We start from the raw sequence: 20710 nt of genomic DNA, 5'->3' as shown, positions 1-20710 counted from the left end.
CCATGTCCTACAAGATCCTCTACATCACCCTGCGCCGCCTGATCGGTGAGCGCGATGTTGCCGCCCTGCGCAGCCAGCTGCTGCAGCACGGCCCGGTCATGTTCGCCCGTTCGCTGTCGCTCGGCTCGCCACGCGTGGTGGCCGACGCGCTGTCGCTGCTGCCGATCAGCGAGCGCATCAACGTGCTGCGCCACCTGCCCTACCCGCTGCGCGATGCGATGAAGCCGCTGTGTATCGGTGGCAGCCAGCGCCTGCACATGCAGCCGTGGTCGCCCGCGGTGCTGGCGATGCGCCACGCCTGACCTGTTCCATCCGTTCCGTTCGTGTTCCGGCCCCGGCCGGCTCTGACATTCGAGGAGAGTCCCATGAGCCTGCTCAACGCCTGGTTCAACGCCTTCCTGCGCAGCCGTCGCGCAGGCAACCTGTTCCGCCGCCGCGCGATGCCCGAAGCCGGCTTCGGCCCGGGCAGCGCCGAGGCCGCGCCGTTCGCGCTCACCACCGGCCTGGTCACCCTTGCCCAGCAGGATGAAGCCCAGCTGCTGGCCACGCTGGAATCGCATGCCGATGGCCTCAGCCCGCATGAGGCCGAGGAGCGGCTGGCCACGCTCGGCCCCAACGAGGTCGATCACGAAAAGCCGCTGCCGTGGTGGCGGCACCTGTGGCAGTGCTACCGCAACCCGTTCAACCTGCTGCTGACCGTACTGGCGGCGGTGTCCTGGCTGACCGAGGACATCAAGGCCACGATCGTGATCGGCGCGATGGTGCTGCTGTCCACGCTGATCCGCTTCGTGCAGGAAGGCCGCTCCAACCGTGCCGCCGAGCGGCTGAAGGCACTGGTCGGCAATACCGCACGCGTGCTGCGCCGCAATCCGGGTACCGAAGCCGCCGATGTGGCCGACCAGTACTTCGGTGCGCACCTGCACAGCCGTCGCCCGGCCCGCCTGCTGGACCTGCCGATCCGCGAGCTGGTGCCCGGTGACCACATCGTGCTGTCGGCCGGCGACATGATTCCGGCCGATTGCCGCGTGCTGACCGCCAAGGATCTGTTCGTGGCGCAGGCGGCGATGACCGGCGAGTCGCTGCCGGTGGAGAAGTTCGCGCACCCCGGCGATGGCCTGGCCGGCCTGCTGGAGCAGCACAACCTGCTGTTCATGGGCACCAACGTGGTGTCCGGCACCGCGACCGCCGTGGTGCTGGCCACCGGCAACCGCACCTACTTCGGCACCCTGGCCCAGCGCAGCACTGCCACCGACCGCGCGCCCACCGCGTTCCAGGCCGGCGTCAACAGCGTCAGCTGGCTGCTGATCCGCTTCGCGCTGGTGATGGTGCCGTTCGTGCTGCTGATCAACGGCTGGACCAAGGGCGACTGGACCGAGGCGTTCCTGTTTGCACTGTCCGTGGCGGTAGGCCTGACCCCGGAAATGCTGCCGATGATCGTCACCTCCACCCTGGCCAAGGGCGCGGTGCTGCTGTCGCGGCGCAAGGTGATCGTCAAGCGCCTGGATGCGATCCAGAACTTCGGCGCCATGGAAGTGCTGTGCACCGACAAGACCGGCACCCTCACCCAGGACAAGATCGCGCTGGAGCGGCATACCGATGTGTTCGGTCACGATTCGGAGGATGTGCTGAAGTTCGCCTACCTCAACAGCCACTTCCAGACCGGCCTGATCAATCTGCTTGACCGCGCAGTGCTGGAGCATGTCGAGCTGCAGAGTTCGCTGCGGCTGTCGCAGGACTACCACAAGGTGGATGAGATCCCGTTCGACTTCGAGCGCCGCCGCATGTCGGTGGTGGTGTCCGAGCGCGAGGATCACCATGAGCTGATCTGCAAGGGCGCCGTGGAAGAGATGCTGGCGGTGTGCAGCACCGTGCGTGAGAACGGCCAGGACATGCCGCTGGACGAGCGCCGCCTGGCGCGGGTGCGGCAGACCACCGAGGAACTGAACGAACAGGGCCTGCGCGTGGTGGCGGTGGCGATGAAGGAGACGGCGGCCAGCCAGACCGCCTACTCGCAGGCCGACGAATGCGGGTTGACCCTGGTCGGCTACGTGGCCTTCCTGGACCCGCCGAAGGAGTCGGCTGCGCAGGCGCTGCAGGCGCTGGCCGCGCATGGCGTGGAAGTGAAGGTCTTCACCGGCGACAACGAGCTGGTGACCGCCCGCATCTGCGCGCAGGTGGGGCTGGACGCGGACACCATCCTGACCGGCCCGCAGATCGAGCGCATGGATGACGGCGCGCTGTCGCGGGCGCTGCACCACCACCGCGTGTTCGCCCGGCTGACGCCGCTGCACAAGGAGCGGCTGGTGCGCGAGCTGCGCGCACAGGGCAAGGTGGTCGGCTTCCTCGGCGACGGCATCAACGATGCACCGGCGCTGCGCGCGGCCGACATCGGCATCAGCGTGGACAGCGCGGTGGACATCGCCAAGGAGGCCGCCGACATCATCCTGCTGGAAAAGAACCTGATGGTGCTGGAGGAAGGCGTCATCCAGGGCCGGCGCACGTTCAACAACATGCTGAAGTACATCCGCATGACCGCCAGCTCCAACTTCGGCAACGTGTTCTCGGTGCTGGTGGCCTCGGCCTTCCTGCCGTTTCTGCCGATGCTGCCGCTGCAGCTGCTGGTGCAGAACCTGCTGTATGACATCTCGCAGATCGCCATTCCGTTCGACAACGTGGACGAGGAACTGGTGCGCAAGCCGCTGAAGTGGAACCCGGCGGACATCGGCCGCTTCATGGTGTTCTTCGGGCCGATCAGCTCGATCTTCGACCTGACCTGCTTCGCCCTGATGTGGTACGTGTTCGATGCACGCACGCCGGCCGACCAGGGTCTGTTCCAGTCCGGCTGGTTCGTGGTGGGCCTGCTGACCCAGACCCTGATCGTGCACATGATCCGTACGCCGAAGGTGCCGTTCCTGCAGAGCATCGCCGCACCGCCGCTGCTGGTGATGACCGGCCTGATCATGGCCATCGGCGTGGCCCTGCCGATGAGCCCGCTGGCTGGCTACTTCAAGCTGCAGGCCCTGCCGACCGGCTACTGGCCGTTCCTGGTGGCGATCCTGTTCGGCTACGCGGTGCTGACCACCGCACTGAAGAAGTTCTACATCCGTCGCTACGGCTGGCAATAAGCGCCCGCCTTGTCCAGGGAGAAACACAATGGACATCAATCCAAACCTGCCGGCGTTCAACGCCGGCGCAACCCTGAGCTCGCTGATCAGCCTGTCGGTGGCATTCGTGCTGGGCACGGCCATCGGCCTGGAACGGCAGCTGCGCCAACGCACCGCCGGCCTGCGTACCAATACGCTGGTAGCAGTGGGTGCGGCGGTGTTCGTCGACCTGGCCGTGCGCTTCCATGACCTGTATGGCGGCCCGCCCTCGCCGCTGCATGTGGTGGCCTATGTGATCTCCGGCGTCGGCTTCCTCGGCGCTGGCGCGATCATGAAGGACGGTGCGCAGGTGTCCGGCCTGAACACCGCCGCCACCTTGTGGGGCTCGGCGGCGGTCGGTGCCTGCGCGGGCATCAAGCTGCTGCCGGAGGCGGTGATGGCGGCGGTATTCGTGCTGGCCGCCAACACCCTGCTGCGGCCGGTGGTGAACCGCATCCAGCGGCAGCCGCTGCCGGAGGCGTTCAGCGAGGCGACCTACGCGATCAACGTGGTCTGCCAGCGCGAGCAGCAGGCCGAGGTACTGGACCAGCTGTTGCTGCTGCTGGAACAGGCGCACTACCCGGTACGCGCGGTGGACCAGCGCCCGTTCGGCGAGCGCGACGTGGAGATTGAAGCGGTGTTGTATGCCACCACCGTCGATGCCGGTGAGCTTGACGCGGTGCTGGCAACGCTGGCGACCACGCCCGGGGTGTTGCAGGGGTTCTGGAACGCCAGCCTTGAGGAATAGCGGCTCGGTAGTGCCGGCCGCTGGCCGGCAACCTCATGGACGCCGGCAACACCGTGCACCGCCTTGGTGGGTGCCGACCTTGGTCGGCACAGACCCCGGTTATGCCGGCCGCTGGCTGGCAACCTCATGATCTCCGGGGAAGTCCTGCAGCTGCCGGCCAGCGGCCGGCACTACCGGTCGGCATCCACCAAAGGCGGCTTTGCTATCCTTTCCCCCCACGCCAGGGAGCCGTCCCGATGCCATCGCTGTCGCCCCGTCGCCCCCTGGTGCTGCTGGCCCTGATCGTCGTGATGGCGGCGATCTTCCTGATCGACACCGTCACCGACTACGCGGTCGCCGCCGCCTGCTTCTACGCAGCGGTCATCCTCGCCGCATCGCGCGTGCTGAGCGCACGCGGGCTGATCACCCTGGCCATCGCCTGCATCGCGCTGACCGGGCTGAGCTTCTTCCTGACCCGCTTCGGCACCTACCGCATCGGCCTGGTCAACTCGGTGATCGGCATGCTGGTGATCGGCATCACCACCTACCTTGCCCTGAACATGGAAGCGGCCAAGGCCGCCGTGCAGGAAGCGCAGGGCCGCCTGCTGCGGGTGGCGCGCGCCTCCACAGTGGGCGAGCTGACCACCTCCATCGCCCATGAAGTGAACCAGCCGCTGGCGGCCATCGCCAGCAGCGCCGAAGCCTGCCAGCGCTGGCTGGCGCAGGACCCACCAAGCGTGGACAAGGCACGGCAGACCGTGGCCCGCATCCTGGCCGATGCGCATCGCGCCGGTGACGTGATCGCTCGTATCCGCGGCCTGACCCAGGGCGCGGCACCGGAACGACGCGCCTTCGATCTGAACCAGGCGGTGGAAGAAATGCTGGCATTGTCGCGCAGCGAGCTGGACCAGCACGGCGTGGCCGTGGCGCTGCTGCTGGACGCCGACCTGCCGCCGGTGCAGGCCGATCGCGTGCAGGTGCAGCAGGTGATCGGCAACCTGATCCTCAACGCGGTGGACGCGATGGAAGCTGTGCCCGCCGCCGACCGGCGCCTGTCGCTGCTGACCCGGCGTGACGGCCAACGGGTCAGCCTCAGTGTGCGTGACCGCGGCGTCGGCCTGCCCGCCGACCATCCCGAGCGGGTGTTCGATGCGTTCTGGACCACCAAGTCACACGGACTGGGCCTTGGGCTCAGCCTGAGCCGTTCGATGATCGAGGCCAACGACGGCCAGATCCGCGCCGAACGACCGGCAGGCGGCGGTGCCTGCTTCGTGTTCGACCTGCCCATCGCCACGGATTCTCCCCATGCGTAAGCCCGCTGCACCTATTGCCGACCCGGCCCCCATCGTCTACGTGATCGACGACGATCCGTCGGTGCGCGCCGCGCTGGAAGACCTGCTGGCCTCGATGGGCCTGCAGGTACGGGCCTTCGCCTCCACCCAGGCGTTCCTCGAACACGAACTGGAAGACGCACCGGCCTGCCTGGTGCTGGACGTGCGCATGCCCGGCCAGAGTGGCCTCGAATTCCATCGCACGATGGGCAGCCACGGCCTGCAGCTGCCGGTGGTGTTCATCACCGGCCACGGCGACATCGCGATGGGCGTCAACGCGATCAAGGACGGTGCCATCGAGTTCCTGACCAAGCCGTTCCGAGACCAGGAGCTGCTGGATGCGATCCACAAGGGCATCGAGATCGACCGCCAGCGCCGTCGCGACGGCGAGGCACTCGATGCCCTGCAGCAGCGCTGGAACACGCTCAATGCCGGCGAGCGCGAAGTGGTCGATGGCGTGGTGCGCGGCCGTCTCAACAAGCAGATCGCCGGCGACCTGGGCGTCAGCGAGATCACCGTGAAGGTGCGCCGCGCGCAGGTGATGCGCAAGATGGGCGCACGCACCCTGGTCGACTTGGTGCGGATGTATGACCGCTTACAGGCCGGCAGCAGTTGAGTGCAACGCCGGCCAGTCCTACTCCGGGTCAGGCAGCGTGTACTGCAGCCGGTAGTCGTGGCGACCGTCGCTGATGGTGATCTCCAAAGTGCCGGTCAGGCCGAGCAGCCCTTCGCTGCCGGAATCGGGCACCACGATCACGCTCAGCTCCGGAACACCGCGGGTCATCACGCCGTTGTGCTGCAGGGTGAATGCACCCTCGCGCCCGGCCAGCGTGGCCGTCACGCGCTCAATCGCCACGTAGCCGGCCGAGCCCTGCACCGGCGTGCGGAAGGCCAGCATCTGGCCGACGCTGCTGCCCCGCAGGTCGCCGGCGAAGGTCTTGTTGATCGACATCACCGCGATCGGGCCGTCGTTGCCACCGATCGGCCGCAGATCCACTTCAAACGTACCGTGTGCTTCGCCCTGCATCTTGCTCTCCCGTCTGATCGGTTGAACGCTGCTACTTCTTCGTTGCCAGCACGATCACCCCGGCCAGCACCAGGCCGATGCCGCTCCACTCCCGCAGGCTCGGCCGTTCGCCCAGCAACAGATAGGCGAGCACGATCACCAGCACCACGCTGAACTTGTCCACCACCGCCACCTTGGCCAGCTCGCCGCTCTGCAATGCGCGGAAGTAGAACAGCCACGACGCGCCAGTGGCCAGCGCGGAAAGCACCAGGAACAGCTGGGTGCGCCCGGGCAGCAGCAACGGATTGGACCATTTGCCGGTGACCACCACCAGCGGCAGGATCACCGCCGCCACCACCAGGGTGCGGATGGCCATGGCCAGGTCCGAGTCGACACCCTTGACGCCCACCTTGGCGAACAGCGCGGTCAGCGCCGCGAACACGGCAGACAGTCCAGCCCAGATCAACCACTGAGGTAGGTTCTGCACGAAGGCCTCGCTTGCCTGCACCGGCATGTGCGCCAACGCTACTCCACCCTGCCATCGGTGGGGCTTCACCTGCCCGTCACCGCCGCTACAATGGGCACGGAATCGCCAGGGGGGCGATCTGCAGGGAATGCACCATGCGTGAACAGGACATCATCCTCGCCCTTGCCGGGCCAGCCGCCCTCGACCGGGCCGCCCTGCCGTGCAGCACTCGGCTGCCGCTCCCCTTCCCCTTCATTTCGCAGCAACCTGCCCGTTCGGCGCGGCAGGTTTCTCATTGCTTGTCCTGACCGGAGCCGTCGAAATGCCCGAGAACACTCTCCTTGCCACGCCGGCCGCTACCGCGCCGATCAAGTACCTCGACCGCGCCATGGCCACGCTGCGCAGCCTGGGCCTGGCCGCCCCCCAGGACAACAACGCACCGGCCATCGCGCTGGTCTCGCAGCTGTCCACCCTCGACCAGGGCCGCGTGGTGGCCATTGCCCGCGTGCTGCAGCAGTCCGGCCATTTCAATGCCGTGATGCGTGATGAAATCAGCTCGGCCAAGGTGTCCGACCGCTATACCGAGATCATCCGCGCCTTCGACAGCATCCGTGACGACGCCAGCACCTTCACCGAGGTGAGGTAGTCCATGGTCGAACAGGTGCGCGACGGCAAGATCGACATGGGCGAACGCCTGCAGAACCTGTGGATGAAGGTCACCCGCGGTGACATCCCGAGCCGGTTCGAGAAGATCCGCCGTACGTTCCTGGAGGTCAGCCGCGATTCGGCCGAGCAGCTGCAGCGCGAATCGCGCGTGCTGGAGATGTACGGCGACTTCCGCCTGTCGATCAAGGATGCCGAAATCCAGGCGCATGAGCTGTTGAAGCTGCAGGAGCAGGTGCTGGCCGATGCGCGCGAGGCGCTGAAGCAGGCGCAGCAGCGCGTGGAATCGGCCGACCCGGCGGCCGATGCCGCCGACACCGGCCGCCTGGTGATGGCCCGCGATGAAGCCCTGCGCAACAACCAGGCCGAGGAATCGCGCTACCAGCTGGCCAAGGACCTGGCCGAGAACCTGCAGGTGAACTACGCCACTTCCGAGGCGATCATGCTGCGCGTGCACCAGTCGCACGAGGTCAAGCGCCGCGTCAACGAGCGCTCGGTGGTGTTCTTCTCCACCAATGAAACCAGCTTCACCGCCTTGAACCTGGCCTTCACCACGCAGATGGGCCTGCACGAGTCCACGCAGGCGCTCAATGCGATGACCGAGGGCACCTCCAAGGGCCTGGAAGCGGTGGCCAACATCGGTGATGAGGTACTGCACGAGGGCCTGAAGGCAGGCTACGGCGCCACCATCGGCGTCGATTCGGTGCGCAAGCTGGTCGATGCGGTGGTGCGCTTCCAGGAAACATCGCTGCAGGAGATCGAGCAGCTGCGCGGCCAGGCCACCCGTGATTCGGCCGAGATCGCCGAGTATGTCGAACAGGGCAAGGAGCGCTTCGCCGCGCTGCTGCAGGCACCGCCGAGCCCGGAGTCGCGCTGAGGTGAGTGCGACGATGGCCCCTGCCGAGCTGCAGGATGCGCTGCTGACCATGGATGTGGTCGACCAGCTGCGCTACCGCAATGCCGAAATGAAGGCGCTGGCCGACAGCGGCCATGACAGGGCGACGCTGAAGCAGCGCCTGCTTGAGCTGTACCGCTCGCAGGGCATCGAGGTCTCCGACGAGATCCTCGAGGCCGGCATCCAGGCCCAGCGTGAGCAGCGCTACCTCTATGCCGCGCCGCGTGGCTGGAAGGCCTGGCTGGCGCGGCGCTGGATCGATCGGGCCCGGCTGTTGAAGTGGACGCTGCTGGCGGCCTTCCTGCTGCTGGTGCTCGGCATGCTGCTGGTGATGGCGCGCAGCTTCGGTGCGTTCGTGCATGAGAGCAACGTGCAGAAGAACGTGCAGGTGCTGAACGACAAGGTGGCCGCGCAGCAACAGGAGGCTGCCGCAGCGCGCGCCCTTCTGGCCGGGCAGGAACAGGCCCTGCAGGGGCTGCTGCCACGTGCCACGGCCAGCGGCGAGCGCCTGCAGCCACTGACCGAAGGCGCACAGGCCGCGCTGGCCGAAGCACAGCGGCGCTTTGCCGGCGTACCCGCCGCCATGGCGGACCTGCCCACCCTGATCCGCAAGGACAAGCTCACGCGTATCAGCAGCGGCGGCAGCGCCACCGGCGAACAGGCAGCCGCCCAGGTGGAACAGCACCGGCTGGCCGCCGCGCAACTGCTGGCGCAGGCCAGGGAAACCCTGCCCACGCTGACCGAGCGGGTGACCACCCTCGGCCAGGCCATCGATGCCAGCGAACTGCTGGACACCACCAATGCGGCCGCAAATGCAGCACGCCTCACACCGGACGCCGAGAAGGTACGGGCACGCGCCTACACCGGCGGCGACGTCGCACTTCGCGCCGGAGACATGGCCGCGGCCGGCCAGGCGGTGACCACCCTGAAGGACCTGATCGGCAGTGCCGACAAACTGGCCGCGCTCAACGAACGGCTGGCCCAGCTCAAGGCCGACGGCCTGGCCACGGGCGTTGCTGGCGAGGACCGCAAACGGCTGGAACGTGCGCTGGACCAGGCCGCCCAGCTGATCCGCGTCGAGACACTGGCCGAGGCCGGGCCGGCGATGGACGAGGTCGCCCAGCTGGTGGCGTTGCTGTCGCAGACCCTGGTCTACCGCATCGTCAACCGTGACGATGAGCGTACAGGCGTCTGGCGCTACAACGAAAAGGCCAACGGTGGCCGCAATTACTACCTGGTGACCGAAGCACTGGACGAGGCCGGCAAGGCCACCGAACTGCTGATCCGCAACGAGGAAACCGGCAAGGACGAATGGACCTCGCTGTTCGCCGTGCGCGTGCCGGAGGCAACCTACAACCGGGTTGCCGCGGACAAGCAGGACAACGGCATCCTCGAAGACGACCAGATCGGCAGCAAGCCGCGCGGCAGCCTGTCGCCGCGTTTCCGCATGCCCACCACCGGCGGCTACATCACCGAATGGTGAAGGGTAAGGAACTGACATGAGAGATCTGAACGACGCGATTGCCGATGTCGAAACCGATATCGGCCAGGTGCAGGCACAACTGGCCACGCGTGGCGACCAGTGCCGGGAACTGATCAAGGAACAGGAAGCGCTGCACGGGCGGGTCCGCGACGACTTCAATGCACTGGCCCGCCTGCAGGCCGAGGCCGCCACTGATTCGCCGCCGATGCTGGCCCGGGACCTGCTGCAGCAGTCCAACGCCGATCTGCAGCGCCGTGATCGCAAAGCGGCGGTGCTGGCCGACGAGCTGCAGGCGCTGCTGGACATCGAGCAGTCGCTGCAGCAGCGGTCGCAGGAGGCCGTTACCGCGCGCGACGCCGCTGGCGGACGGTGGCAGGCCCTGCAGGACCAGGTGGACACCACGCTGGAAGCGGAACCCACCTACAGGATGCTGCAGGACGACCTGCAGCTGGCCGAGGCGCGCGCCGACACAGTGGAACGCATGGCCGCCTCTGCGCAGTCGGAGCATGACGCCAAGGCCGGCGCCTATCAGGCCGACCCGATCTTCATGTACCTGCACCGTCGCAGCTTCGGCAGCACGGCCTACCGCGGCTGGCCGCTGGTGCGCACCGTCGATGGCTGGCTGGCCGAGCTGTGCGGTTTCGACCGTGCCCGTCGCGAGTACGCCACGCTGGTCGAGCTTCCACCCTACCTGCAGGAACATGCCGGACGGGCCCGTGCCGACGTCGAGGCGGCCCGCCAGCCAGTGCAGCAGGCCCGCGACGCCGCCCTCGCCAACGCCGGCGGCGACCCGCTGCGCCAGCAGTTGCAGACGGCACAGAGCGCAGTGGCGCAGGCGCTGTTGGCCGAGCAGCTGCATCGGCAGACCGTGGATGCCAAGCAGGCACAGATCGATGGTTTCCGCAGTTGGACCGATGCCGAAGGCGGCGCCCTGCTCACCGCGCTGGCGCGCACGCTGTCGGCCAAGAGCATGGACGACCTGTACCGGCGCGTCGCCGCCACCGCCTCCGGCGAGGACGATGCCGTGCTCGAACGCATCCATCGCAGTCGCCTGCGCCTGGGCGAGATCGATGGCATGGTGGGCGAGCACACCCGCGAAATGGCCGTACTGAAGAAGCGCCTGGACAGCCTGCAGGCTGCGCGCAGGAGCTACCAGGCCGCTGCGGATATCGAGCGCCAGGCGTACGAGGCACCGCGCTACCGGGCCGCCGCCCCGGCCACCGTCGCCGCATCCTTCTTCAGCACCACCAGCAGCCGAAGCACCACCCGCTCCTCTGGCAGCCTGTTCGACCTGCTTGCGGGTGGATCCAGCAGTTCAAGCTCTCGTTCCAGCTCCGGCTCCGGCTCCGGCTCCGGCTCCGGCTCCAGCTCGAGCTCGAGTTCAAGCTCCAGTTCCAGCGGCAGCAGCTTCCACAGCGGCGGCGGCATCAGCGGTGGTGGTGGCTTCAAGACCGGCGGCGGGTTCTAGCCCTGCACCTGCCGGGTGCGCCGCTTCAGCCGCGTGTCCAGCAGTCCAACGCCCAGCAGCACCAGGCTGGTCAGCCATCCGGCGGCCAGCAGGTGCATCCATGGCAACGCCAGGCCCAGCACCAGCAGCGCGGCGGCGCCCAGCAGATGCGAGCGCGGCGCGTGCCCATAGACCACGCGCTTGTAAAGGGCGCTGCCCAGCAGATAGATCAGCGGTCCCGCCACCATCACGGTGGCGTACACCGTGGTGACGGCCGCCCCCGGGTGGTCCATGACCAGATCGTTGCCCACTGCCGTGGCGATGATGCCGGCGATCAGCAGTGCATGCACGTAATGGAAGTTGGCGCCCATCCGTCCGGGGTCTTCGGCGTGGGTGATGGCCTCGGTGGCATCGCCACTGGAGATGCCGAAGTACAGCCACCACATGGCAATCGTGCCAGCGAAGGTGGCAAGCACTGCGGATACCACCTGCAGGCTCCAGTGCTCGACGTCGCTGAGCACGCCACCGGTGGCCAGCAACGTCTCGCCCAGCGCGACGATGACGAACAGCTGGCAACGTTCGGCCAGGTGACCGCCCTCGATGGTCCAGTCGCGGGTGTGCGAACGCCCCATGCCCGGGAACGCGAAGCCGAACATCGGCGAGATGTACTCGCAGGCCACTGCCACCGCCCACAGTGCCAGCCGCAGGTTGCCCTCGGCCGCTGCGCCGGCCAGCCAGAAGCAGGCCGCGACGCTGACCCAGGCCAGCATGCGGCGGAAATTCGGCGCCAACGGATGGTTGCGGCCGACCTCCAGCAGCACGAACGCGGTTCGCCCCACCTGCATCGTGGCGTAGGCCCCGGCGAACATCCATGCGCGGTCGGCGAATGCCTCGGGAATGGACGAGGACATCAACAACGCCAGTAGCATGGTCGCGAACAACAGGCCACGGATGCGCGGCGCCTGAGGGTCGAACCAGTTGCTGACCCAGCAGGCGTACTGCCAGCCGAGCCAGACCGCGAACCACAGCACCAGCGTCTGCAGCACGCCGGCCAGGTCCAGGTGGTGCAGCAGATGGTGGCTGAGCTGGGTGACCGCGAACACGTAGACCAGGTCGAAGAACAGTTCTTCGTAGGTCACGCGGGCATGATGGCCATCGCGGTGGCGCAGCGCGGGTAGGCGCGGTCGGGTACTCATGGAACTCCTTCAGCGCGCCAGGCGCCAGTACAGGAAACCGGCCAGCAGCGCCGGCACGGCGAATACCAGCAGCAGGATCGGCAGCTCCTCGCGCACTGCATAACCGGCCTTGCTGACCCCCACCCACATGTTGGCCACGGCCACCAGCAGCCAGGTGGCGATGAATGCGATCAGCGCCGTGGGCAGCTGCGAGGTGCCCACGCTCCAGAGATGGCCGAACAACAGGAACACCCCCAGCAGCAGCACGCCTGCGGTGATCACCAGAATCACATGCATCCGTCAATCTCCTTGAATCCCCAGGCAGGCTAGCCCGGGCCGATTCTGCGCTCCAGCCGATGATCGTGGTTTCACTTTCCAGCCGCCACGAACAATCGGCGTCGCCGGCTCCGCATAGCAAACGCGAACGGTTCCCATTAGTATTGCGTCATCGCGCAGGGATGCCCGCCCTGCGCCCGCCCTTCGTCCTTGCTGCCGGTCCGGATGTCCCAGCTGCCTTCACCCCACCCGCCTGCGCTGCCGCTGGTGTCTTCGCTGGTGCGCCACTACGAGGAACTGGTGGATTACCTGCGTCGCCGCTTCCGCTCGCCCGGGCTGGCCCGCGAAGTGGTCCACGACGTCTGCGTACGCCTGCTGGAGCGACCGCCGGTGCATGACGCACGGCAACCGATCGCGCTGCTGCGCCGGATCGCCCACGACGCGGCGGTGGACCGCTGCCGCGCAGAAGACCTGCGCCGGCACTGGGTCGAGCCGCGCGCCGAACTGCCCGAGGGCGCCTGCCCGCGCCCCGGGCCCGAGCAACAGGCGCAGGGCATGCACGCGCTTGAGCACTTGAGCGTCACCATCGAGCGGATGCCCTGCCGGCGCCAGCAGGTTTTCATCCTGCACAAGATCCACGAGCTGCCACAGGCGGAGGTCGCGCAGCGCATGGGCATCGGCCTGAAGGCGGTGGAGCGCCACCTGCGCCTGGCGATGGCCGACTGCCGCCTGCACGCGGGGCTGCAATGAGCCGCACGCCCGCCCCTTCCGAACCGCCACCGCCATCCACCTCCACCTCCACCTGCACCGAGCAGATGCTGGAGCAGCACCGCGATGCCTTGAAGCAACGCTTCCCGCTGCCCAGCCCTGAAGCACTGCAGCGTCGGCGCAGCGTTGGCCCCGCCAAGGCCGCGCTGGCGCTGCTGCTGGTGGCCGGCGGTACCCTGCTGGCGGCCGACCCGGCCTGGCAGGTACGCGATTACCAGACCGCCGTCGGCGAACGCCGCAACGTCACCCTGCCCGACGGCAGCCAGGTGCTGCTCGATGCCGGTACCCACCTGCAGGTGCGCCGCCATCTGCGCTCGCGGCAGGTGCTGCTGGTGCGCGGCCAGGCGCGCTTCGAGGTGCAGCACTCGGCCTGGCGCCGCTTCCAGGTCGATGCCGGTCCGGTGCATGTTCGCAACTACGGCACCGTGTTCGACGTGGACCGCCAGGGTGATCTGAGCGAGGTGACCCTGTGGCGCGGCGAGGTGGGCGTGCGCATCGACGGCAGCGAGGCCGAGCAACGGCTGAAGCCGGGCCAGCGCCTGCTGGCCCAGGCAGGATCGCTGTCGCCCCCCGAAGCGGTCAGCCCGGACCGGGCCGACTGGACCCACGGGCGGCTGCAGTTCGATCGGCTGCCGCTGTCGGAGGTGCTGCGCATCCTGCAGCGCTACCACGACCGCCCGATCGTGCTGGATGACCCGGCGCTGGGCCCGCTGCTGGTCTCGGGCGTGTTCGATGCCGATCGCGCCGAGACCGCCGTGGCACTGCTGCCGGACATCCTGCCGGTGCAGCTGCAGACCGCCGCCGACGGCAGCCTGCACCTGCGCGCCCGCGATTGATCGCCGTTGCGAGGGTGGGTTGCGCGCCCTCCCATCCGGCAGGTGTCTGAACCCCTCCGAAGGACCTCTACATGACCCGCCCCGTTCCGCCTGCCGCACTGCGCCGGTTGGCCCCCACCCTGCTTGCCGCCTGCCTGTGTGCGGCACTGCCCGCCGCCGCTCAGACATCGGCACCGGCCGCCGTGGAATTCCACCTGCCCGCAGGCTCCCTGCAGGCCTCGCTCAACGCGCTGGCCCGGCAGAGTGGCATCCAGCTGCTGTTCGCCGCGGAAAGCGTAGGCGGGCGCAATGCACCGGCACTGGACGGCCGCTACACCCCGCGCGAGGCGCTGCAGCGCCTCCTGGCCGGCCAGGGCCTGGCACTGCAGGAACGATCGCCGGGCGTCTTCGTGCTGAGCGCGGCGGCCACTGCACCGGCACCGGCCAGGGCGCCCCCGCCTGCGCGCCCCGCGCCGCAGGCCGCGGCTACCTCACTGGCCCGCGTCACTGTATCGGCGTCCACCGCACGCATGCCGCAGGGCGAGACCGCCATGCCCAACACCATCACCGTGCTGACCCGCGAGGACATCGCCCAGCAGCTGGCGCTGGGCTCGGATGTCTCGCGCGTACTCTCGTCACAGATCCCGGCGTTTGCGCCTGCCCGCGAGAAGATGTCCAACTACGGCGAAACCATGCGCGGCCGCGGCATCCTGTACATGGTCGACGGCGTGCCGCAGTCCACGCCGCTGCGCGATGGCTCGCGTGACTCGCACACCATCGATGCGGCGATGATCGAACGCATCGAAGTCATCCACGGTGCCAACGCCCTGCAGGGCATCGGCGGTACCGGCGGCATCGTCAACATCATCACCCGCAGTGCGCCCAGCGAACCGGGAGCGTTCCTGTTCGACAGCAACCTCAGCTACAGTGCCGCCCTGCCTCGCCGCCATGACGACAACGGCCAACGCGCGTCGTCACTGGTGGGCATGCGTGGCGAGCAGTTCGACCTGGTGGCTGGCCTGGCCTACGAGCGCCAGGGACTGTTCCATGACGGCGAGGGGCGCTCGATCGGCACCAACTCGCAGGGCGAACTGATGGATTCGACCTCGTCGAACGTGTTCGCCAAGCTCGGCTGGAACATTGCCGAGGGCCACCGCCTGCAGCTTATGGCCAATCGCTACGAGCTACGCGGGCTGGACAACTACCTGGCGGTGAACGGTGACTACCGCACCGGTCGCCCGACACTTTCGGTGCCCGGCGATACCCCTCTGGACCCGCCGATGAACCGCTCGCGCTCGCTGACCATGGACTACAGCGCCGCCGATCTGTTGGGTGGCCGCTTCCAGGCCCAGGCCTTCGCGGTGGACTTCGAAGGCCGTTACGGCGCCAGCCAGTGGGACCCGTGGGGCAACACCGGCGCCAATGCCGCCTGGGACCAGACCCAGAACGAATCGGACAAGCGTGGCTTCAAGCTCACCCAGAGCTGGAGCCGCATCGCCGGCACCACGCTAGACGTGACCCTGGGCCTGGACGGCCTGCGTGACCGCACCCACCAGGTCCTGCTGGCCAGCGGCATGAACTGGGTGCCATTGACCACCTACCAGAGCCTGTCGCCGCTGCTGCAGCTGCACTGGTGGCCGACCGACCACCTGATGCTGTCCGGCGGCCTGCGCTACGAAAAGGGCGAACTGGAAGTAGGCGACTACACCACCCTGCCCCGCTATGGCGCGCGCAAGGTGGCCGGCGGCAAGCCGACCATGAGCGAGACCCTGCCCAACTTCGGCGCGGTCTGGTACATCAACGATCGCCTCAATGCCTATGCTTCGTACTCGGAGGGTTACACCGTGGCCGATGTCGGCCGTGTGCTGCGCGCGATCAACCGGGACGGCCAGCGCGTGGAAAGCCTGGTGGACCTGTCACCGGTGGTGTCGGACAACCGCGAGATCGGCCTGGAGTACGACGATGGACGCTTCAGCGGCGATATCGCGTACTACACCTCTGAATCGAAGCTCGGCTCGGTGCTGGTCTACGACGCAGGCATCGATGCCTACAACGTGCAGCGCCAGGCCACCCGCGTGGAGGGTTTCGAGAGCAACCTGCGCCTGCGGCTGGGGGGGAGCCGCCTTGGCCTGGGCTATGCGCGCGCCAACGGCCGCTACGACGCCAACGTCGATGGCCAGCTGGACAGCGACCTGGCCGGCGTCAACATCGCACCGAACCGACTGACCGCGTTCTGGGAACAGAACTGGACGCCGCAGCTGAGCACCCGCCTGCAGGCCAGCCATGCCTTCGACCGCGACTTCGACCTGCAGGGGGCACGCGTGGCCGAGTTCAAGGGCTACACCACCGTAGACCTGGTCGCGCGCTATGCGCTGGACAAACACGCCTTCACGCTGGGCGTGCAGAACCTCGCCAACAAGCAGTACATCAGCTACTACTCGCAGACCACGCCGTCGAACCCGAGCTACTTCTCCGGGCGCGGCCGGGTGCTGACGCTGGGGTGGCAGTACCGGTACTGAACCTGCACGGGGCCCGGGGCGATGTTGCCCCGGGCCCAGGCCACACGCCCCGGATCAGGCGGCGTAGCGCCGCTCACCCTGCAGCCAGGTTTCCATCACCTTCAGGTCGATGATCCTCGCCGGATCGATCGTGAGCGGATCGCGGTCGAGGATGACCATGTCAGCGTATTTGCCGTGCTCCAGGCTGCCGACGATGTCGTCCACCCGGCACTGCCATGCCGCATCGATGGTCACTGCGCGCAGCGCCTGCTCGACACTGATGCACTCTTCCGGGTTCAACACTTCGCCGCCATCACGCATGCGCCGGTTCACCGCGTTGTCGATGTAGCGCAACGGTTCGATGGTGGTGACGTTGAAATCGGAGTGCAGCGAAATGCGCAGACCGCCCGCCAGCGCCGACCGGCAGGGATCGTAGAGATCAGCGCGCTGCGGGCCGAGGATGTTGTCCCGGAAGGCTTTCCCCCAGTAGTACACGTGTCCGATCAGGAACGAAGGCGAAACCTTCAGATAGCCCAGGCGGACGATCTGCTCAGGATGCAGCACGCTGCAGTGCTCGATGCGATGGCGATGATCGGCGCGCGGGGTCTTTGCAAGCACCGCCTGATAGACGTTCAGCGTGGTGTCGATTGCCGCATCACCATTCGCATGGATTCCCACCTGCCAACCGAGGTCGTGCGCGCGCTGCACCCCGGCTATCAACTCGGCTTCGGTGTAGTTCAATGCGCCTCGCTTGTCCGAACCCAGATAATTCTCGCGCTGATAGCCCGTCTGCGCCTGGTTGGAGCCATCGGACCAGAACTTGATACCGGTCAGGCGGAATCGATCATTGCCATCGCCGGGCCTGAGGCCGCGCTTGATCCAGTCGTCCATCAGATCGGAGGTGAGGAATCCCGAGTAGCGGATGGGAGGATTCTTCGCCATCACTCCATTGAGCACGTCCAGGTCCGTCGTGCCGCCGGTGCCAATACCTGCGTCATGCAGGCTGGTGCAGCCCGCCTTGGTCGCGTCCGCGAACAACTGCTGGATCAGCTCGGCATAGCGTTCCGGGCTGGGCATCGGCATTGCCGCCATGAACGGTTTCATCGCAGGAGATTCCTGCATGCGCCCCGTGAGCTTCCCGTCCGCTCGATCGTAGCGCCCCTGGTCGGGATCGGGCGTTGCATCGGTGACACCGGCTGCAGCGAATCCTTTCGTATTGCTGTAGGCGATGTGCCCATTGGACTCCAGCACGAACACCGGATTATGGGCCGCCACATCGTCCAGCGCCTGCATCGTGATGGCCTTGCCGGGCATCAGCGAGGGGTCGATACCCTGCGCGACCACCCATTCGCCGGGCTTGCTCGCACTCGCTGCAGCACCGATCTTCGACAGCGCCTCGGCCAGCGTGCCGGTACTGAACGGTGTCACGTCCACCCAGTCGGACAGCATCGCCATCGCCGAGTGCATATGCGGGTCGATGAAGCCTGGCAGCAGCGCCCTGCCGCGCAGGTCGACCACATCGGTCTGGCGCCCCCGATGCAGCATGACTTCCTCGTGGCTGCCCGTGGCCAGGATCCGCCCCTGGCGAACCGCGACCGCCTGCACCTTGCCCTTGGGCCCGAGCGTATGGATCGGACCGCCATGGAAAATCCGATCCGCCGGCCCTGCCAGGTTCGGCGCAGGCGTAGCGGAGAACGCCGCCAGCGGTACGGCCGCCCCGGCCAGCACCGCCGCCCCCAACCCGACCATCCCGCCCAGAAACTCGCGACGTGCCTGCAGGAATGCTGCGGCCCCTGGATTGCACACAATGCACATGCGCCTGCTCCTTCCTTGTGGTCGCTGCAGGCTACCCCGTGCAATGCGAACACGTTGCGAACTGCATCGCCCTTTCACGGCAGTTGTCGCGCCAGTATTCCGGCACCCGCAACCCGGGCTCATGGCAGGCATGAGGAATGATCGAAACGGCATCGGAAAGCACCGTGCTAGCCTCGACCCACCTTCCCGATACCCCTTTCACATGCGCCCGCACATGCTCGCCCTCATGCTCGCCGCAGTACTTCCGATCACCCACGCCAGCGCTGCCGAAGCACCCCTGCCGCAGCTACGGGCCTACACCGTGGACGCCTCGTGGCTGCAGCCGATGGCGCCGCTGCAGATCGCCGACCACACGTGGCAGATCGGCACGCAGGACCTGACCGCGCTACTGGTGCAGACCGCCGACGGCGCGGTGCTGCTCGACGGCGGCATGCCGCAGATGGCCAGCCACCTGCTGGACAACATGAAGGCGCGCGGCGTGACGCCTCAGGATCTGCGGCTGATCCTGCTCAGCCACGCGCATGCCGACCATGCAGGCCCGGTGGCGGAACTGAAGCGCCGTACCGGTGCGAAGGTGGCGGCCAACGCCGAATCAGCGGTGCTGCTGGCGCGCGGCGGCAGCAACGACCTGCACTTTGGCGACGGCATCACCTTTCCACCGGCCAGCACCGACCGCATCATCATGGATGGCGAGGTGGTGACAGTGGGCGGCATCGCGTTCACCGCGCACTTCATGCCGGGGCACACCCCCGGCAGCACCGCCTGGACCTGGGCCGATACCCGCGATGGCAAGCCGGTGCGCATCGCCTATGCCGACAGCCTGAGTGCACCGGGTTACAAGCTGCAGGAGAACGCCCGCTATCCACGCCTGGTCGAGGACTACCGACGCAGCTTCACCACGGTGCGCGGCCTTCCCTGCGACCTGTTGCTGACCCCGCACCCGGGCGCCAGCAATTGGGACTACGCCGCGGGTGCCAAGGCCGGTGCCAAGGCACTGACCTGCAAGGCCTACGCGGATGCGGCCGAACAGAAGTTCGACGCACAGCTGGCCAAGGAAATCGCCGGGGCCCGCTGATTCTGTAGCGTCGAGCCATGCTCGACGCTACAGAGAGCAAGCCGAGCGTAGGCTCGGCTCTACATGGGGCGCACCGAAGGGTGCCGGTCAGGACGACCGGCACCCACGGCCTGTCAGCCGCCCTGGCCGTGCTGGGCGAACGGCTCGGTGCTGCCATCGGTGCGCACCAGCTCAACGGTATACGGCTGCACGTAGCCATCCGGCATTTCCATGCCCGGCGAGCCGGCCGGCATGCCGGGCAGCACCAGCCCGCGCGCGGCCGGGCTTTCGGCCAGCAGGCGCTTGATGTCTTCGGCCGGGATATGGCCTTCGACCACATAGCCGCCGATCTCGGCGGTATGGCAGGACGCCTTGCCGACCGGCACGCCCAGACGAACCTTGACCGGGTTCATGTCATCGGTATCGCGCACATCCACCTGGAAGCCTTCGGCCTTCAGGTGGTCGACCCAGATGCCGCAGCAGCCACAGCTGGCGGTCTTGTGCACGATGGCGATCGGCAGCGCCGGGTCCGCCTGCGACGGGCTGGCCTTGATCGGTGCCGCCGGGGCTTCGCTGGCGACCGGCGCAGCAGGCGATTCTTCAGCAGCACGCGCGCAGGCGGTGGTGGCCAGCACGGTGCCCAGCAGCAGGCCGAGGGAGAGAGAACGGTTCATGGTGTTGATTCCTTTGCAGATGCGGGCAATGCGGCCCGCTGCCCGCGCATCGAAGGCGCAGACAAGGTCGTAAGTAAGACGAGCAACTACGGCAGGCGCTTGAGGCCTGCAGGGAATCAACCGATGGGCGGCCGCAACGGGTCCGGCATTGGCGGCGATGCGCGTTGCTGGGCGCTGGCTGGCAAAGGCGCCTCACGCCAGGGCGACGCCGGCATTCCGCTCAGAGAGGCCAGCATGCCGAGACAGGCCGGGGGGCATTCGCACTCACCACTCTGGCAGACCGTTGATGCCGCCTCGTCGCAGCATCCGGGCATGGCAGCGGATTGCGGTGCGGCGCAGTGATCCGCATCGGCGGCCATGGTGTACGGCGATGAGGCAAGCGCCAGCGCCGGTGCGTTCAGCACCAGGGCAACAAGCAACATCCATCGCAGCAGCAGGCCAGGCAGGTTCACCCGTTGATGATAGCCGATGCGC

General features: G+C 67.6%; 20 protein-coding genes. 13 read left to right on the top strand and 7 right to left on the bottom strand.

The window, feature by feature from the left end; genetic code table 11:
• Positions 1-2 precede the first annotated feature (2 nt).
• The 5 genes from ACXI0D_RS17930 (at position 3) to ACXI0D_RS17910 (ending at position 5817) form a co-directional block, all read left to right on the top strand.
• Complete coding sequence (locus tag ACXI0D_RS17930; RefSeq protein ID WP_006447714.1) at positions 3-302, top strand: hypothetical protein; 300 nt, start codon at positions 3-5, stop codon at positions 300-302.
• A gap of 63 nt (positions 303-365) precedes the next feature.
• On the top strand, positions 366-3125 hold the full coding sequence (mgtA, locus tag ACXI0D_RS17925) for a magnesium-translocating P-type ATPase (RefSeq protein WP_049445011.1): 2760 nt from the start codon (positions 366-368) through the stop codon (positions 3123-3125).
• A 28-nt stretch (positions 3126-3153) separates the two neighbouring features.
• Entirely contained in the window at positions 3154-3891 is a 738-nt protein-coding gene (locus tag ACXI0D_RS17920) for an MgtC/SapB family protein (protein ID WP_014037331.1), read from the top strand.
• A 236-nt stretch (positions 3892-4127) separates the two neighbouring features.
• Positions 4128-5183: a sensor histidine kinase gene (locus tag ACXI0D_RS17915; protein ID WP_479642885.1), complete on the top strand. Its 1056-nt coding sequence runs from the start codon at positions 4128-4130 to the stop codon at positions 5181-5183.
• On the top strand, positions 5176-5817 hold the full coding sequence (locus ACXI0D_RS17910; protein WP_101765548.1) for a response regulator transcription factor: 642 nt from the start codon (positions 5176-5178) through the stop codon (positions 5815-5817). The genes ACXI0D_RS17915 and ACXI0D_RS17910 overlap by 8 nt, the downstream gene beginning before the upstream one ends.
• A gap of 18 nt (positions 5818-5835) precedes the next feature.
• Here the strand turns inward: ACXI0D_RS17910 and ACXI0D_RS17905 are convergent, their stop codons facing one another.
• Together ACXI0D_RS17905 and ACXI0D_RS17900 are read right to left on the bottom strand one after the other, a co-directional pair.
• On the bottom strand, positions 5836-6228 hold the full coding sequence (locus tag ACXI0D_RS17905) for a DUF3224 domain-containing protein (protein WP_101765549.1): 393 nt from the start codon (positions 6226-6228) through the stop codon (positions 5836-5838).
• A 31-nt stretch (positions 6229-6259) separates the two neighbouring features.
• On the bottom strand, positions 6260-6694 hold the full coding sequence (locus tag ACXI0D_RS17900; protein ID WP_049445505.1) for an EamA family transporter: 435 nt from the start codon (positions 6692-6694) through the stop codon (positions 6260-6262).
• Positions 6695-6995: 301 nt separating this feature from the next.
• On the opposite strand from ACXI0D_RS17900, the gene ACXI0D_RS17895 reads away from it, so the two are divergent.
• Genes ACXI0D_RS17895 through ACXI0D_RS17880 form a run of 4 tightly spaced genes read left to right on the top strand, consistent with a single transcriptional unit; the run spans position 6996 to position 11182 of the window.
• On the top strand, positions 6996-7319 hold the full coding sequence (locus ACXI0D_RS17895) for a hypothetical protein (RefSeq protein ID WP_479642884.1): 324 nt from the start codon (positions 6996-6998) through the stop codon (positions 7317-7319).
• Positions 7320-7322: 3 nt separating this feature from the next.
• A complete protein-coding gene (locus tag ACXI0D_RS17890) occupies positions 7323-8213 on the top strand; it encodes a cell surface protein (protein WP_479642883.1) in 891 nt (296 codons plus the stop codon).
• Positions 8214-8226: 13 nt separating this feature from the next.
• Positions 8227-9714 (top strand): DUF6384 family protein, encoded by a 1488-nt coding sequence (locus ACXI0D_RS17885; RefSeq protein ID WP_479642882.1) that lies wholly within the window; start codon positions 8227-8229, stop codon positions 9712-9714.
• A 16-nt stretch (positions 9715-9730) separates the two neighbouring features.
• On the top strand, positions 9731-11182 hold the full coding sequence (locus tag ACXI0D_RS17880; RefSeq protein WP_479642881.1) for a hypothetical protein: 1452 nt from the start codon (positions 9731-9733) through the stop codon (positions 11180-11182).
• On the opposite strand, the gene ACXI0D_RS17875 is transcribed toward ACXI0D_RS17880, so the two are convergent.
• A complete protein-coding gene (locus ACXI0D_RS17875; RefSeq protein ID WP_479642880.1) occupies positions 11179-12357 on the bottom strand; it encodes a low temperature requirement protein A in 1179 nt (392 codons plus the stop codon). The two genes, ACXI0D_RS17880 and ACXI0D_RS17875, sit on opposite strands and share 4 nt — an antisense overlap.
• A gap of 9 nt (positions 12358-12366) precedes the next feature.
• Positions 12367-12633, bottom strand: a complete 267-nt coding sequence (locus ACXI0D_RS17870; protein ID WP_014037340.1) for a hypothetical protein — start codon at positions 12631-12633, stop codon at positions 12367-12369.
• A 204-nt stretch (positions 12634-12837) separates the two neighbouring features.
• Between ACXI0D_RS17870 and ACXI0D_RS17865 the strand changes: the two genes are divergently transcribed.
• From ACXI0D_RS17865 to ACXI0D_RS17855, 3 genes are all read left to right on the top strand, one after another.
• Complete coding sequence (locus ACXI0D_RS17865) at positions 12838-13362, top strand: RNA polymerase sigma factor (protein WP_014037341.1); 525 nt, start codon at positions 12838-12840, stop codon at positions 13360-13362.
• Complete coding sequence (locus ACXI0D_RS17860) at positions 13359-14216, top strand: FecR family protein (protein ID WP_101765554.1); 858 nt, start codon at positions 13359-13361, stop codon at positions 14214-14216. The genes ACXI0D_RS17865 and ACXI0D_RS17860 overlap by 4 nt, the downstream gene beginning before the upstream one ends.
• Positions 14217-14287: 71 nt before the next feature.
• On the top strand, positions 14288-16714 hold the full coding sequence (locus tag ACXI0D_RS17855) for a TonB-dependent receptor (RefSeq protein ID WP_479642879.1): 2427 nt from the start codon (positions 14288-14290) through the stop codon (positions 16712-16714).
• Positions 16715-16768: 54 nt separating this feature from the next.
• On the opposite strand, the gene ACXI0D_RS17850 is transcribed toward ACXI0D_RS17855, so the two are convergent.
• Positions 16769-18442 carry an amidohydrolase gene (locus ACXI0D_RS17850; RefSeq protein ID WP_458220047.1) on the bottom strand — a complete coding sequence of 558 codons (1674 nt, stop codon included), beginning with the start codon at positions 18440-18442 and terminating at the stop codon, positions 16769-16771.
• Positions 18443-18710: 268 nt separating this feature from the next.
• On the opposite strand from ACXI0D_RS17850, the gene blaL1 reads away from it, so the two are divergent.
• On the top strand, positions 18711-19583 hold the full coding sequence (gene blaL1, locus ACXI0D_RS17845; protein ID WP_101765556.1) for a L1 family subclass B3 metallo-beta-lactamase: 873 nt from the start codon (positions 18711-18713) through the stop codon (positions 19581-19583).
• Positions 19584-19696: 113 nt separating this feature from the next.
• Here the strand turns inward: blaL1 and ACXI0D_RS17840 are convergent, their stop codons facing one another.
• Positions 19697-20236: a DUF411 domain-containing protein gene (locus tag ACXI0D_RS17840; protein WP_101765557.1), complete on the bottom strand. Its 540-nt coding sequence runs from the start codon at positions 20234-20236 to the stop codon at positions 19697-19699.
• A 116-nt stretch (positions 20237-20352) separates the two neighbouring features.
• Positions 20353-20688 carry a hypothetical protein gene (locus tag ACXI0D_RS17835; protein ID WP_080347520.1) on the bottom strand — a complete coding sequence of 112 codons (336 nt, stop codon included), beginning with the start codon at positions 20686-20688 and terminating at the stop codon, positions 20353-20355.
• Positions 20689-20710 lie beyond the last annotated feature (22 nt).

It is taken from the genome of Stenotrophomonas sp. C9D9 (assembly GCF_056491205.1).
This window is presented reverse-complemented; position numbering and strand designations above follow the sequence as displayed.

Bases quoted from the DNA above. Each gene is read 5' to 3' on its own strand.
- ACXI0D_RS17930 (WP_006447714.1), top strand. From the start codon at position 3: ATGTCCTACAAGATCCTCTACATCACCCTGCGCCGCCTGATCGGTGAG.
- mgtA (WP_049445011.1), top strand. From the start codon at position 366: ATGAGCCTGCTCAACGCCTGGTTCAACGCCTTCCTGCGCAGCCGTCGC.
- ACXI0D_RS17920 (WP_014037331.1), top strand. From the start codon at position 3,154: ATGGACATCAATCCAAACCTGCCGGCGTTCAACGCCGGCGCAACCCTG.
- ACXI0D_RS17915 (WP_479642885.1), top strand. From the start codon at position 4,128: ATGCCATCGCTGTCGCCCCGTCGCCCCCTGGTGCTGCTGGCCCTGATC.
- ACXI0D_RS17910 (WP_101765548.1), top strand. From the start codon at position 5,176: ATGCGTAAGCCCGCTGCACCTATTGCCGACCCGGCCCCCATCGTCTAC.
- ACXI0D_RS17905 (WP_101765549.1), bottom strand. From the start codon at position 6,228: ATGCAGGGCGAAGCACACGGTACGTTTGAAGTGGATCTGCGGCCGATC.
- ACXI0D_RS17895 (WP_479642884.1), top strand. From the start codon at position 6,996: ATGCCCGAGAACACTCTCCTTGCCACGCCGGCCGCTACCGCGCCGATC.
- ACXI0D_RS17890 (WP_479642883.1), top strand. From the start codon at position 7,323: ATGGTCGAACAGGTGCGCGACGGCAAGATCGACATGGGCGAACGCCTG.
- ACXI0D_RS17885 (WP_479642882.1), top strand. From the start codon at position 8,227: ATGGCCCCTGCCGAGCTGCAGGATGCGCTGCTGACCATGGATGTGGTC.
- ACXI0D_RS17880 (WP_479642881.1), top strand. From the start codon at position 9,731: ATGAGAGATCTGAACGACGCGATTGCCGATGTCGAAACCGATATCGGC.
- ACXI0D_RS17875 (WP_479642880.1), bottom strand. From the start codon at position 12,357: ATGAGTACCCGACCGCGCCTACCCGCGCTGCGCCACCGCGATGGCCAT.
- ACXI0D_RS17870 (WP_014037340.1), bottom strand. From the start codon at position 12,633: ATGCATGTGATTCTGGTGATCACCGCAGGCGTGCTGCTGCTGGGGGTG.
- ACXI0D_RS17865 (WP_014037341.1), top strand. From the start codon at position 12,838: ATGTCCCAGCTGCCTTCACCCCACCCGCCTGCGCTGCCGCTGGTGTCT.
- ACXI0D_RS17860 (WP_101765554.1), top strand. From the start codon at position 13,359: ATGAGCCGCACGCCCGCCCCTTCCGAACCGCCACCGCCATCCACCTCC.
- ACXI0D_RS17855 (WP_479642879.1), top strand. From the start codon at position 14,288: ATGACCCGCCCCGTTCCGCCTGCCGCACTGCGCCGGTTGGCCCCCACC.
- ACXI0D_RS17850 (WP_458220047.1), bottom strand. From the start codon at position 18,442: ATGGTCGGGTTGGGGGCGGCGGTGCTGGCCGGGGCGGCCGTACCGCTG.
- blaL1 (WP_101765556.1), top strand. From the start codon at position 18,711: ATGCGCCCGCACATGCTCGCCCTCATGCTCGCCGCAGTACTTCCGATC.
- ACXI0D_RS17840 (WP_101765557.1), bottom strand. From the start codon at position 20,236: ATGAACCGTTCTCTCTCCCTCGGCCTGCTGCTGGGCACCGTGCTGGCC.